The sequence below is a fragment of the Streptomyces sp. NPDC050625 genome, from assembly GCF_040654755.1.
Lineage (GTDB): Bacteria > Actinomycetota > Actinomycetes > Streptomycetales > Streptomycetaceae > Streptomyces.
Window position 1 is genome coordinate 77,647 of record NZ_JBFAIQ010000006.1, and the last position, 13,354, is coordinate 91,000.

Annotated in this window: 9 protein-coding genes; 1 reads left to right on the forward strand and 8 read right to left on the reverse strand. The window is 71.7% G+C overall.

Annotated features, from left to right (window positions below):
• Positions 1-107 precede the first annotated feature (107 nt).
• The 5 genes from AB0I54_RS16050 to AB0I54_RS16070 form a co-directional block, all read right to left on the reverse strand.
• On the reverse strand, positions 108-3,932 hold the full coding sequence (locus AB0I54_RS16050) for a lipopolysaccharide biosynthesis protein (protein WP_363296601.1): 3,825 nt from the start codon (positions 3,930-3,932) through the stop codon (positions 108-110).
• The gene (locus tag AB0I54_RS16055) at positions 3,925-4,725 is read right to left on the reverse strand and encodes a polysaccharide deacetylase family protein (RefSeq protein ID WP_363296602.1); all 801 of its coding nucleotides are present in this window, start codon (positions 4,723-4,725) and stop codon (positions 3,925-3,927) included. Before AB0I54_RS16055 ends, AB0I54_RS16050 begins: the two co-directional genes overlap by 8 nt.
• Positions 4,722-5,708 (reverse strand): glycosyltransferase family 2 protein, encoded by a 987-nt coding sequence (locus tag AB0I54_RS16060; RefSeq protein ID WP_363296603.1) that lies wholly within the window; start codon positions 5,706-5,708, stop codon positions 4,722-4,724. Before AB0I54_RS16060 ends, AB0I54_RS16055 begins: the two co-directional genes overlap by 4 nt.
• Complete coding sequence (locus AB0I54_RS16065; protein ID WP_363296604.1) at positions 5,705-6,526, reverse strand: glycosyltransferase family 2 protein; 822 nt, start codon at positions 6,524-6,526, stop codon at positions 5,705-5,707. Before AB0I54_RS16065 ends, AB0I54_RS16060 begins: the two co-directional genes overlap by 4 nt.
• A gap of 391 nt (positions 6,527-6,917) precedes the next feature.
• Positions 6,918-7,355, reverse strand: a complete 438-nt coding sequence (locus AB0I54_RS16070; RefSeq protein WP_363296605.1) for a hypothetical protein — start codon at positions 7,353-7,355, stop codon at positions 6,918-6,920.
• A gap of 227 nt (positions 7,356-7,582) precedes the next feature.
• Between AB0I54_RS16070 and AB0I54_RS16075 the strand changes: the two genes are divergently transcribed.
• A complete protein-coding gene (locus AB0I54_RS16075; RefSeq protein ID WP_363296606.1) occupies positions 7,583-8,392 on the forward strand; it encodes an SGNH/GDSL hydrolase family protein in 810 nt (269 codons plus the stop codon).
• A 4-nt stretch (positions 8,393-8,396) separates the two neighbouring features.
• Here AB0I54_RS16075 and AB0I54_RS16080 read toward each other — a convergent pair whose 3' ends face one another.
• Genes AB0I54_RS16080 through AB0I54_RS16090 form a run of 3 tightly spaced genes read right to left on the reverse strand, consistent with a single transcriptional unit; the run spans position 8,397 to position 13,282 of the window.
• A complete protein-coding gene (locus AB0I54_RS16080) occupies positions 8,397-10,001 on the reverse strand; it encodes a serine/threonine-protein kinase (RefSeq protein WP_363296607.1) in 1,605 nt (534 codons plus the stop codon).
• A gap of 45 nt (positions 10,002-10,046) precedes the next feature.
• A complete protein-coding gene (locus AB0I54_RS16085) occupies positions 10,047-11,708 on the reverse strand; it encodes a sulfite exporter TauE/SafE family protein (protein WP_363296608.1) in 1,662 nt (553 codons plus the stop codon).
• Positions 11,705-13,282: a tetratricopeptide repeat protein gene (locus AB0I54_RS16090; protein ID WP_363296609.1), complete on the reverse strand. Its 1,578-nt coding sequence runs from the start codon at positions 13,280-13,282 to the stop codon at positions 11,705-11,707. Before AB0I54_RS16090 ends, AB0I54_RS16085 begins: the two co-directional genes overlap by 4 nt.
• Positions 13,283-13,354 lie beyond the last annotated feature (72 nt).

A 13,354-nucleotide genomic window follows, 5' to 3' on the forward strand; every position in this document is an offset into this window, starting at 1 on the left:
TCGGCTGCGCTCGAGCAGGGGGACCCCCATGACGCCGCCGGGCCCGTCCTCCGGGCGGACGACGGGGATTTGACGACAGGGCCTAGCCGGGCGAGCCACTCCGGGACTCACTTCATGGTCAGGAACCGCTGCACCAGCGAGGCCAGCAGGACCGCCAGCAGGGGCAGTGAGAACCAGAAACTGCTCTGCAGCCAGCGCAGTTGACGCACGCCGGGCCGCACCGCGACCCGGACCACCTCGCGTGCGGTGAGCAGCAGGATCAGCGCGACCGCCGCGAGCCCGCCGACCACCGACCAGGGTGTCCAGGTCACCTGCGGCCCGATCGGACCGGGATCCGGCCGCGGCACGTTGCCCGCGGGCTGCTTGCGCATCGCGTACATCGTGACGTCATCGTTGACCAGGACCTTCCTCAGCTCCTGCCGGTCGTCCAGGTTCTGGATCAGCCGGGACTCCCAGGTCGCCGAGTAGCCCACGTCCATCTGGAGGTAGGTGATCTGGCTCCTGTTGAGCATCAGATACGAGTTCGGGCCCGCGTCCTTGAGTGCCTTGACCAGGCCCGACACCAGGACCGGGTCGGTCGGGGCCAGGGTCGGCACATAGTTGACCCGCTCCATGTCCCGCGCGCCCCACGGCATCGCCGGTGTCACGTTGTTGACCGTGTCGTTGCTCAGCCACAGCAGCCGTACGGTCGGCTTGTCATGGGCGTACACATAGTCCATGGCCGCGACCTCGCCCGGCCGGATCCGCTCGAACGGTTCGTTGCCCCAGCGGGCCACCAGGAAGCCGCCCATGAGCAGCAGGCCCGCCATGAGCGCGGCCAGCGGAGCCAGACTGATCCGGTCCTTGTCGCGCTCCTTCGCGGTGACCCCGGTGCGCGGGAACAGCGCCAGCGCACCGAGCAGGGCCGCGCCCGGCAGCGCGAACATGAAGACGCGCAGCGCCATCTCGCCGCCGTACGACTGCATGCCGAAGCCCAGGAACGGGACGAAGGTGAGCACCAGCAGCGACCGCTCGCGGTACTTGTGGTCGCGCCGCCGCCACCAGCCCCAGCAGGCGAACGCCATCACCCCGCCGGCCAGCAGCACCCGGGTGTACAGGACCAGCTTGTGTGTCGAACTGCCGCCCTGGATACGGCCGGAGACAGAGGTCGACACATTGCTGCCGACCCCGCCGACCCCGCCGAACAGGTCGTTGAAGTGCCCGGACCAGTACGGCTCCGCCATGAAGCCGAGCCACACCGCGGCCAGCACCCCGAACAGGATCGGCAGACCGCGCAGCTCCGACCGGCCGATCAGGACCAGCACCGCCAGCACGCCCAGCATCACGAACGGAGTGAGCTGGTGCGCCGGGACGCTCGCCGCGTACAGACCGATGAGCACCATGAGCAGCACGGCCCGCTGCCGCCGGTCCGCCGGCTCGACCTCGGCCTCACCGGGGCGGAACTTCGTCCAGATCACGCGCGGGGCGCGGAACCAGACGAGGAGGATCGCCACGAAGACGAGATAGAGCAGATAGGTGAAGCCCTGCGGGGAGAAGTAGTCCTGGCCCACCCAGCCGCTGAGCACGAAGATCCAGATGCCGGTCCACCTGGCCCGCCAGCTCGCCCGCATATGGCGCACGAGCAGGAACATCGGGGCCAGATAGGCGAGCTGGATGCCCGTCGGCCACCAGCGGATGATCTCCGTGAAGTCCGTGATCCCGCACGCCTTGGCGACGAACGCGGCCACCGCGAAGAAGCCCGGCCAGCTCCAGCGCGCGTCCAGGTCCGGCACGGCGGACCCGGTGCGGTCGATGTAGTCGATGAACCCGAGGTGCTGCCAGGCCGTCGCGAACCGCGGTTCCGTCTCGATCACGGCCGGCAGGGCGTGCAGCGACACCACCGTCGCAAGGAGGGTGACCAGCAGCAGCGCCCGGTGCTCGCGGCGCAGCCAGAGCAGCGAGGCGAACACCGCGATCAGCAGCGCGGCCCCGACCAGCGTGGGCAGCGGCAGTACGGAGATCAGGCCGAGCCCGCCCATCGCGTCCAGGTCCGACTCGCCGAGCCGCAGCGCCGGCACCCAGTAGAGCAGGAGCGCGGCGAACAGCAGACAGCCGAGGACGACTCCGGAGCGGGTGGGCGTCAGCCGGTCGCGCAGCGATGCGGCCGCTGTCTCGGGCGGTCCCTCGTCCGGTGGTGCCGCGGTTTCCTCCGGCGCGTCGGGAGCCTCCGCTACGACGTCCTCCTCGAACGGCGCGTCGACCTCGGCCTCCTTCAGCAGCGAGGCCTCGGCCGGACCCAGCGAGGCCTCCGAGCCCGGCTCGCGCTCTTCGACGGGCAGCCCCACGGCCTCGGCCGGCCGTGGCCGCAGTGCCCACGTCGGCCGGTCCTCGGGATGCGGCACGGGCGTGCCCGTGGGCGGGGTGCCCGGACCGGGGCGCACGTCGGGGCGGCGCTCCAGGTGGTCGAAGTCGACGTGGATGCCCAGCGCGAGGGTGTCGGAGTCCAGCGCCCAGGCCGGACCCCGCCTGCGCGGCTGGGTGGTGGCCGGGACCTCGGGCGCGCCCAGGTCGGCGAGGTCGCCGTCCGGTGCCGCGTCCTCGGGGATCTCGGCCGGTGCCGCCCGCAGCGTCCGCCACAGCCGGGGCGCGGCGATCGTCACGATCACCGCAAGGCTGGAGATCTCGGCCACGCCCGCGCCGGTCAGCCCCATACGGGGGAGCAGCAGCAGCGTCAGACCGAGGACCAGGACGCACAGCAGCCCCTGCAGCCAGGCGAGTCCGGCGGTGCGGCTCTGGGCGCGCAGCACGGCGAAGTACGTCTCCATCACGACCCGCAGCAGCGCGCCGACCGCGAACCAGCGCAGCAGCGGGGTCGCCGCGTCCGCGTAGCCCGTGCCGAACACGCCGAGGATCCACGGCGCCCCGACGAACAGCAGCCCGCAGATCGGCAGCATGATCCGGGCCATCCGCCGCAGCGCCGCCCGGGTGTTGGCGGCCAGCCGGGCGGGCTCGTGCGAGCCCTCGACGGTCAGGGACGCGCCCATGTTGATGGCGAGCAGATTGACCGTGCCGCCGATCGTGGTGGTGATGTAGAAGTACGCGTTGTCCTCGGAGCTGACCTGCGAGGCGATGATCACCGGGACGAGGTAGACCACGGCGAGCGAGAACAGCGAGCCGGTGTAGTCCCCGGCGAGGAATCTGCCGATCTCCCTCAGCGTGGGCGGCCTCGTGTGCTCCGCGGTCGCCTTGACGTGCCGGGGCACCAGGCGCCGGAACACCAGCCAGCCGAGCGGCACCACCGAGGTGGCGATCGCGGCCACCCAGGAGACGAAGACACCGGTCGCCGGGATGGCCACCGCGAACGCCACCAGCAGGCCCAGTTTGACGGCCGAGAACACGGTGTTGCCGACCGGCACCCAGGGCGCGCTGCGCAGTCCGGTCAGCACACCGTCCTGGAGGGTGAGCACGTTCCAGGCGACGACGGCCACGACGAAGCCGAGCCCGTTGAGCGGACCGTGCAGAAAGCGGTACGAGGGCCCCCACACGTCCAGCGTCATCAGGAAGACGCCCGCGCCCAGCGCCACGATCAGCGAGCTGCCCGCGTACGTACGGAAGATCAGCCGTCCGGTGCCGCGCCCGGCGACCGGGATGAAACGGGCCAGGGCGCCGGTCAGGGTCACCGCGGTCAGGCCCGCGAGGAGCTTCATCGCGGCGATCGCGGCGGAGCCCTGTCCGACCGCCGACTCGGTGTAGTAGCGGGCCGCGGCCAGCCAGAAGCCGAGCCCGAGGACGGCGGAGATGCCGGTGTTGAGCATCAGGGCATAGGCGTTGCGGAACAGTGGGCTGCCGCCGGGCGACAGGCTCCTGACGGGCAGCCGGAGACGGCGCCCCGGCTGCTCGGGCGCCTGTGTCCCGGGCGCTGCGGCCTCGGTCGTGGTCGTCGTGTCAGACACGGGAACGGATGGCCTTCCGGCGGACCTGACGTGCTCTGCGGAGGACGGCGTACCCCTTGGTCAGGGCACGGTCCCTGGCGAAGTTCCGGCCGATCGAACGGCCTTCGACCAGCCGCTCGAACTCCTCGGCGCCGGTGCCACGGCGCACGGTGACCCGCTGCAGGGCGTACGGCCCCTGACCGCGGCGGGCCAGCCCGTTGCCGACGGCGAGCGCCTGCGCGAACCCGGCCTCCCGCACTGCCTGGCGCACCCGGCGGCTGGAGTAGCCGTAGGGGTAGGCGAACGAGGCCGGCACGGTGCCCAGTTCGTCGGCGACGATCTCCCTGCAGCGGGTCAGCTCCGAGCGCAGCGTGTCGTCGTCGAGCTGGTCGAGCTGCGGGTGCGTATGGCTGTGCCCGCCGATCTCGACCCCGGCGCCCGCGAGTTCGCACACCTGGTGCCAGTCGAGCATGGTGTCCAGGCCGCCCCCGGTGTCGTAGGCGCCCCTGATCCAGCCGGTCGAGACGAACAGCGTCGCCGCGAAGCCGTGCTTGGCGAGGACGGGCAGGGCGTGCCGGTGCACGCCCTCGTAGCCGTCGTCGAAGGTGATCAGCACCGGGCGCTCGGGCAGCGGGCCGCCCGAGCGCCAGCTCGCCGCCAGCTCGGCCGTGCCGATGGGGGTGAGGCCCAGGTCGCCGATCAGCGCCATCTGCTCCGCGAACGCCTCCGGGGCGACCGACAGGGCCCGGGTGGCGTCGTTCGGCGCGGTCGCGACCGAGTGGTACATGAGAATCGGCACGCGGGTGTCGCTCATCCGGTCCCCCCTTCGACCTCCACGACGGAGAACGTGGTGTCACCTGTGCGCGCCCGTGCGCTCCCCACCACGTACCCGCCCGCCGCGGTGAGCACGCCGGCCACGATCGCCCCGGCCCGGCCGGCGCCGCCCGGCCGGGCCAGCAGTGCGTCCCGCAGGCCACGAGCGACCCCGGCGGGCAGCACACGCGTGGTGTACCGGCGTTCCGATTCGAGTCCCTTGTCCGCGCCCACGCTCCGGGCCACCAGGGCCTTCGACAGTCCCTCGGCGTAGGCGCGGGTGCGGAAGTACCGGAAGTGCTCGCGTGCTTCGGGCACCCGGTGGTGGATCACCGCCCGGTCGTCGATCAGCAGGATCGCGTCCGGCCGGGCGCGGGTGAGGCGGATGCACAGCTCCGTCTCCTCACAGCCCAGCGGCCGTTTGTCGCCGTCACGGCCGATGCCGGTGGCGAAGCCGCCCGCCGCGTCGAACGCCGTGCGACGGAAAGAAGCGTTTCCGCCCAGGACGTTGCGGACCCGGATCCGGCCGGGCGGCAGCCCCTTGTAGGTGCAGCCCACCACCCAGTCGAACTCCTCCGGGAACCAGGCGGGGCGGCGCCCCGACGCCCAGATCGGCATCGTGCGGCCGCCGACGGCCATCACCCGCGGGTCGGCGTACCCCTCGGCGAAGCGGCGCAGCCAGTCCCGCTCGGCCACGGCGTCGTCGTCGAGAAAGGCGATCACCTCGCCGTACGAGGCGGCGATGCCGGTGTTGCGGCCCGCGGACAGGCCACGGGGACCCGCGTTGGCGAGCACCCGTACCTCGCCGGCCTCCTTGTACTCCTTGGTGAGCCGCTCCAGGAGCGCCCTGTTGTGGTCGACGACCAGCAGCGTCTCCCGGGCGGGCCGGGACTGCGCGCGCACCGAGGAGACCGCCGCGAGGATGTCCTCCCAGCGGTCCTCGGTGTACACGCAGATCACGACGGAGATGTCGGGATCGCTCAAGACAGCTCTCCCCGACCCGTGTTCAGCATCGGCGAGTGGTGCTCGCGGCGCCGCAGCGCACGCCGGTTGGAACGCTCCTTCAGGATGACCTTGAGCACCCGGAACCCGTCCCGCACGGCCCGCAGATTGCTCGTGCCGTGGATGCGGAGATACTCGTGGCTGGGAATCTCCTGCACCTTCAGCCCGGCCTTGACCACCCGGATGTTCATCAGGGTCTCCACCTCGAAGCCGGTGCAGTCGAGGTCGATCTTGTCGAGGCAGTGCCGCCAGAACGCGTTGTATCCGTAGCAGAGATCCGTGTAGCGGGCCCCGAACTTGCGGTTGACGATGGTGCACAGCGCCCAGTTGCCCAGCTTGCGGATGAAGGTCATGTCGTCGGTGCCGCCGCCGTTGGCGAACCGCGAGCCCTTGGCGAAGTCCGCGCCCGAGACCAGGGCGGAGACATACGAGACGATCTCGTTGCCGTCGGCCGAGCCGTCCGCGTCGACCATCACGATGATGTCGCCGGTGCAGGCCTCGAACCCGGTGATCAGGGCGTCCCCCTTGCCCTTGCCCCGCTGTTCGACGACCTTGACCTTCGGCCACAGTTCACGGGCCACTTCGACGGTGTCGTCGGTGGAATTGCCGTCCACAAGAACGACTTCGTGTATCCAGTCCGGAAGTGTCTTGAAGACGTAGGGCAGATTCTCCGCCTCATTCATGGCGGGGATCACCACGCTCACCGGTGGCGCGATGGCCAGGTGAGAAGAGATCGGCCGGTAGGTGCCCGCCGTTAACGGATCTTGGCCCGAAGTGGGCGGGCGCACAACAGAACTCATGAGTCTTGTCCCTCTCGTCCGGTGGACCGCCCGCCCCTGGGCGGCCCGGTTTTGTATCCGGTTCGAAAGGGGGGTTCTCACATACGGCACGGTGAACGGATCTCCGTGCACGCGGGTGAGCTGGCAAAGCTGGCCGGGCTGCCGGGGAAAAACGGCAGCCGGTCGCGCGGCACGACTCGGTCACAAGTGCGGTCACCGAGCACGGCACCCCCCTACCGCGCCCCGCGCCGGAACGTCGCGGTCCTTGAGCCCTCCCCTGGAGCCGCGTAGTGACGGACCGATGCGGGTGAGATGTACGACGGTATTGACGATTCAACCTGTATGGCAAGACCTGGAACGAGGTCTCACGTTTTTGTTGGTTTGGCCGTTGCACAACCTTGGTGGTCGTTGTTCAACTCCTCGAACGGACCTTTCCGATCCGCCCGAGAATTCGATCCGCCGGCCGTAGCAGAACCCCCAGCAGCAGAAGAACGCTGAGCGCGGTCACGACGACCACACCCCCGCGGACCGACCACCGGTGCACGGCCAGCATTCCCTGTGCCACCAGCATGTTCACGACCACGGCACCGGCCAATGACGCGAGCGTCCGGCCGAATGGATCCAGCCCGCGCAGTGCCGCCGCGATGGCGGCCGCCGGCGCCGCGAGCAGGAAGAACAGCGTGAACGGCCCGCGCAGCGGTGAACCCTCGTCGGTGAGCGCGAGCAGTGCGCCGGTTGCCCCGACGGCTGTCGCGGCACCGGCGAGCAGCGGTGACAGGTCCCTCCCCGGTCCTGTCCGCGCCCGCTCGGCGGCGTCCGTTGAAGATGACTTGATACGGATGGTCTGCATGGGCGACTTTGCCCCCCGACGCGCCGGATGCCGGACTTCAATGTCGCGCAGCCCAACGGCGGCCGTCAAGGGCGTTGCCCTTCGGGGCGGCCGGGTGATCTTGCGGGGCCCATGAACAGTCGTGACCGATCAAGTTGAGGCCTCAAAAGTTTTGGCATGGACACTTCCCGTCAACACGCGTAGTTGCTACGACAGTTGTGGCAGAGATCCTGCTAAAGGGAGGTTCCATGAGACGTTTCCGACTTACGGTATACGTGACCTCACTCCTCCTCGCCGCCGGCTTCGCCCTCACCGGGGCAGCGACGGCGCAGGCGTCCCCCCAACTCGCCGCGGCCGGGGGCTATGTGGCGCTCGGTGACTCCTACTCCTCCGGAGTCGGAGCGGGCAGCTACATCAGTTCGAGTGGGAGCTGCGACCGCAGCACCAAGGCGTATCCGTACCTGTGGAACGCAGCCCACGCCCCGTCGTCGTTCGCCTTCAACGCCTGCTCGGGCGCCCGGACGGACGACGTGCTCGCCAATCAGCTCGGCTCGCTCAACTCCTCGACCGCCCTCGTCTCCCTCACCATCGGCGGCAACGACGCAGGCTTCGCCGATGTCATGACGACCTGTGTGCTCAACTCCGACAGCACCTGCCTGTCCCGGATCAACACCGCGAAGGCCTACGTCGACTCGACGCTGCCCGGCAAGCTCGACAACGTCTACAACGCGATCAGCGCCAGAGCCCCCTCCGCCCGCGTGGTCGTGCTCGGCTACCCCCGCTTCTACAAGCTGGGCACGTCGTGCATCGGCCTCTCCGAGACCAAACGCACCGCGATCAACGACGCGGCCGACTACCTGAACGCCGCGATCGCCAAGCGCGCTGCCGACCACGGCTTCGCGTTCGCCGACGTCCGCACCACCTTCAGCGGGCATGAGATCTGCTCCGGCAGCTCCTGGCTGCACAGCCTCGAATGGTTCGACATCGGCGTGTCGTACCACCCGACCGCCGCCGGCCAGTCGGGCGGCTATCTGCCCGTGCTGACCAGCGCGGCCTGACCCGTCAGGGCGAGGCCGAAGGCGAGGAGGCCCCGTCCGTCGGGGTCTCCGTCGTCGCGCAGGTCACCGAGAACGGCACCGAGTTCGACGTCGTCCGCACCGGACCGCGCACCTCGACGCTGATCGCGTTCCGGATCGTCCCGTTGCTTTCGTACGTCGTCACGCTCACCTTGTCCTGCTGGGACTTCCCGCCGCCCGAGGGGAACGACAGCGTCTTCCACCCCGGGTCGGAGACCGATCCGTCCTTGAGCACCCACCGGTACTCCACCTGTGCCGGCAGCCGGCCCACCGTGAACGTCGCCGTGAAGGTGGGCGCCTGCTCGCTCGGCGGCGGACAGGCCCCGGAGTAGTCCGTGTTCGCGCCGCTCACCGTGACGTGCACGGACTGGGCCGACTGGGTGCTGGGCGGGGTGCTGCTCGGGGTGGGCGGCGGGGCACCCGTGTCCGTGTCGGTGGTCCGGCTCGGGGCGGGGGAGCTGAGATTGCTGCCCGACTGGCTGCTGCTCCCTCCGGCGTTCCCCTTGTCACCGCCGTTGTCGCGGTTGAGCAGCGCGTACGTCAGCCCCGCCAGCGCCAGCACGACGGCGACCAGCCCCGCGACCAGGACGACCGCGGCCCGCCGGTTGCGGTCGGGCCGCGTGGCCGTGGCCGTGGTCGTCCCGCCCGGCACCGGCCGGGTCGGCACCGGCACCGGCATCGGCGGTGTGGGGAACGGCTGTTGCGGCTGGGCCGCGACGGTCTGCGGGTACGACGACGCGGACACCGTGTCGGCGCGCAGGGTGCCGCCCGCCGCGATCAGCCGCAGATCCCGCTCGGCGACGTCGGCCGGCAACCGGTCCGCCGGGTCCTTGCGCAGCAGGCCCTCGATGACCGGGGCGAGCGGCCCCGCTCTCCGGGCCGGCGGCAGCTCCTCGTCGACGACGGCCCGCAGCGTGCTGAGCGGGGTGTCCTGGCGGAACGGCGAGCTGCCCTCGACGGCCGCGTACAGCAGCACGCCGAGGGACCACAGATCGGACTCGGGGCCGGGCGTACGGCCCAACGCCCGCTCCGGGGCCAGGAACTCGGGCGAGCCGATCACCTCGCCGGTCATGGTCAGTGCGGAGCTGCCCTCCACCGTGGCGATGCCGAAGTCGGTGAGCACCACCCGGCCGTCGTTCGCCATCAGCACATTGCCCGGCTTCACGTCCCGGTGCAGCACCCCGGCGTCGTGCGCGGCGCGCAGCGCGGCCAGCACCTCCGCGCCGATGTGCGCGGCGCTCTGCGGGGACAGCGGGCCCTCGGCCTCCAACTGGTCGGCGAGCGACACACCGCGGATCAGCTCCATGACGATCCAGGGCCGGCCGCCCTCCATCGCCACGTCGTACACCGTCACCACGTTGCGGTTCGCGACCCTGGCCGCCGCCCATGCCTCGCGCTCCAGGCGGGCGTACATCCGCTCGACGTCCGGGCCCGGCAGCCCGGCCGGGGCCCGCACCTCCTTGACGGCGACCTCGCGGTACAACACCTCGTCGCGGGCCCGCCACACCGTTCCCATGCCGCCCTCGCCGAGCGGGGACAGGAGCCGGTAGCGGCCCGCGATGACACGTTCACTGCCCGGTTCTTCGGACACCGGCGCCCCCCACGGCATCTCGCGTGATATCTCCACAAAAGTAGCTCAGCCGAGTGCGGATGCCGCCCCCTTGAGCACCAATCCGGCTCCCAGAGCCAGAACGACGAACGCCGACGCCAAGGGCATGGTCCGGCGCACCAGGGCGGTTACCGGGTGGGTGGTCCAGCGGGGGCGCCCGTCCATCACCCGGTTGATTCCCGTACCCAGCTTGACGACCGCGAACCCGGCCGCGGTGAGGGTCAGGGCGAGCCCGACCCCGTAGGCGACGACGAGCAGCAGACCGAACCAGGCCTGGCCGAGGGCCGCCGCGCCCACGAGGACCACCACGGCGGACGGACTGGGCACGAGCCCGCCCGCGAAGCCGAGGAGGATCGTGCCGCGCAGGGTGGGGGCGGTGGGGTGCGTGTGGGTGAAGCCGCCGTGGGTGTGTTCCACCGCGTGGGGGTGGGTGCGACCGTGGTCGTGACCGTGGTGATGGTCGTGCCCGTGCCCGTGATCCTCGCCGTGCCCGTGCCCGTGCCCGTGCCCGTGCCCGTGGTCGTGGTCATGGGCGTGCGCCGTCGGATTCGCTCCGTCGTGCGCGCCGACCAGTGCCAACGGGCGCTCCGGCGCCTCCTCGTGACGGTGTGTGTGGCTGTGCCCGTGCGGAGGGTGGTGGTGGTGTGCGTGGGCGCGGGTGCGCCAGGCGCGTCGCAGGAGGTTCGCGCCCGCCAGGGTCACCAGGACGCCGCTGGCGATGCCCAGCCAGGCGATCACCGAGGGGGTGGCGGCCGAACCGGCGGTGACGAGCAGGCCCAGGGCGACGACGCCGAGGGTGTGGGTCACCGTGACCGAGGCGGCGAGCGGCAGCACGTCCTTCAGCCGGGCCCGGCCGCCGCGGGCCGCGGCCGTCGCGGCCATCAGGGTCTTGCCGTGGCCCGGGGCCAGGGCGTGCATCGCGCCGAGGCCGATCGCGATGAGCAGCGCGAGGGCGGCGAAGCCGGCGGTGAGGTCGTGCCGGGCGACCAGATTGTCCAGGGCCCGGGTCCAGCGGTCGGCGCCGCGGGGCAGTACGGAGGCGGCCGGCGCGTCCTGCCGCTCCTCGGTGAGGGCGGGCCCGCCGGGGCGCACCCGCAGCGAGGCGGTGGCGGTGTCGGCGGGGGAGGAGAGCAACTCCTTGGGATAGCTGGTGAGTTCGTGCGAGACGGACTTCGCCGGGACGTCCGACGCGGCGAGGGTCATCCGGTCGCCGCGCGCGGTGATCTCCCGCCAGCCGGGCCCGGTGGACGCCCCCGCGCTGTGGAAGCCGAGGGTGACCGTGCCGCCCTCGGGGAGCCGGGCCGTGAGCCGGCACTCCACGCGGAGGGTGTTGAGCCCAGCCTGCCCGGGCCGCAGCCGGGCGCGGCTGCTCTCTGCGGACAGTGCGGTGGTACGGCCGTCGACGGTGACCTTGCTGCCCTCGGCGGCCTTCGCGCACCGCTGCCGGGCCCACTCGGTCATGCCGAACCGCTTGATGTCGGGCTTGGCCTGGGTGGCCGGGATCTCGGCGAGGTCCTCGACGTGGTCGACGCGCAGCTGCCCGGGGGCGGCGACCAGACCGTCGTAGCGGTTGACGGTGAAGTTGCCCAGGGGGTGCGCGCTCGCGCTCGTGGAAGGGGCGAGCGCGAGCGCGCAGGCGGCCGTGAGCACGGCCGCGGCGGAGGCGAACAGTCGGCGACGGGGCTTCACTTGGCCGCCTCCAGGGTCTTCAGCGCCGTACGGGCCCTGGCCGCGCCCAGGGGGGAGAAGCCGGGGTTCAGCTTCAGGGCCGACCGAAGCGAGTCGCCGGCGTCCTTCTTGTGGCCGGTGGCGAGTTCGATCATGCCGAGGTGGTAGCGGAAGGAGGCGTTGCGGTAGCCGGTGGCGGTGGCCCGGCGGGCATAGGGGAGGGCCTCCTGGTCGTGGCCGTTGACGTGCAGGGCCCAGGCGAGGGCGTCCGCGGTGTGCACGGTGTGGCGGCGGGCCCATTCGGCGCGTGCGGCGCGCAGGGCCTCGGCCTTGTCGCCGTGGTCGGCGGCGGCCAGGGCGGTGTCGAGGTCGGCGTTGACGCCGTTGGCACGGGCGAGGGCGATCCAGGCGTCGACCAGGGCGTACTGGTCGCCGGCCTTGGCCTTGTCCCCTTCGGCGCCGCGGGCCTCGTACAGCTCGCCGAGTTCGACGAGGGGGCCGGGCAGCGGATAGCGGGAGACGACGAGCTCCATGCCCTTGACGGCGTCGGCCCGGTCGCCGCTCGCGGCCTGCGCGCGGGCGCGGCCCTCCAGGGCGGGCAGGTAGTTCTCGTCGGCGGCCAGGGCCCGCGCGTAGTAGGTGAGCGCCGTCCTGTAGTCGCCCTGGTTCCAGGCGAGCTGGCCGAGCTGGGCGGCGACATAGGCGATGTCGCCCTTCGAAGTGGCGCCGGCCAGGGCCTGCTCCAGGACCTGCCGTGCCGCGCCGACCTCGCCGCGCAGTTCGCGCACATAGGCGTAGCGCGTGAAGACGGGCACTCCCGGGCGGCGCTCGTCGGCGGTGTCGGCGGCCTTCGACGCCTCGTCGTACCGGCCGAGTTCGACCAGGGCGTCGATACGGGAGGACAGGGCGCGTTCGCTGTAGGGGTTCTCCTTCAGGACCTTGTCCGCGTAGGTCAGGGCGCCCTTGAAGTCGTGCCGCGCGGCGGCGAGGGCGGCGCGGCCGCACAGGGCCTGTTCATTGTCCGGGGACAGCGTCAGTGAGCGTCGCAGGGCCTTGTCCGCCTGCGGATAGCGCGACGGGTCGCCCTTGGTCCGGGCCTGTTCCACGTAGGCGAGGCCGAGGGCAGCCCAGCTGCCGTAGTCCTTGGGCTGCGACCGGAGATGGCTCTGCAGGGCGGCGATGCTCGCGTCGAGGCTCCCGCTGGTCAGCAACGCGGGATCCACGGCACTGGAGGCGGCCGCCACGGCTGCCGGCGCCCCGTCCCGCGCCGCCCCGAGGGCGATCGCCCCGCCGGTCAGCGCCACGGCCAACAGGGCGGCACAGGTGGCGAGCCGGGCGGCCCGCCAGCGACGCCCGGCAGCACCGACCCGCCGTACGGCCTCGACCCGCTCGTCGGTCCGTGCCCCGGTGGCCGCCTCGCCGTCGTCAGAACTCGTCGCTCCGGTGACCGGCGCCGCGGAGTCGTCACCCGTCGCTCCGGCGCCCGGCGCCTGGTCCCCGTCCGTGATCCGTGACACCGCTTCGGCGTCCCCCGTGTCGTCGTCTGCGTCCACCGGCCGCGCGGCGGGCTCGTTGTCGTTCGTACGCGGGGACATGCCCTCTCCTAGGTCGCCTGGTCACTGCTGGTGGAGGTCGTGGGGTGGCGCGGCCCGCGCCGTGGGGGATGT

Bases quoted from the DNA above. Each gene is read 5' to 3' on its own strand.
- AB0I54_RS16055 (WP_363296602.1), bottom strand. From the start codon at position 4,725: ATGAGCGACACCCGCGTGCCGATTCTCATGTACCACTCGGTCGCGACC.
- AB0I54_RS16065 (WP_363296604.1), bottom strand. From the start codon at position 6,526: ATGAGTTCTGTTGTGCGCCCGCCCACTTCGGGCCAAGATCCGTTAACG.
- AB0I54_RS16070 (WP_363296605.1), bottom strand. From the start codon at position 7,355: ATGCAGACCATCCGTATCAAGTCATCTTCAACGGACGCCGCCGAGCGG.
- AB0I54_RS16075 (WP_363296606.1), top strand. From the start codon at position 7,583: ATGAGACGTTTCCGACTTACGGTATACGTGACCTCACTCCTCCTCGCC.
- AB0I54_RS16090 (WP_363296609.1), bottom strand. From the start codon at position 13,282: ATGTCCCCGCGTACGAACGACAACGAGCCCGCCGCGCGGCCGGTGGAC.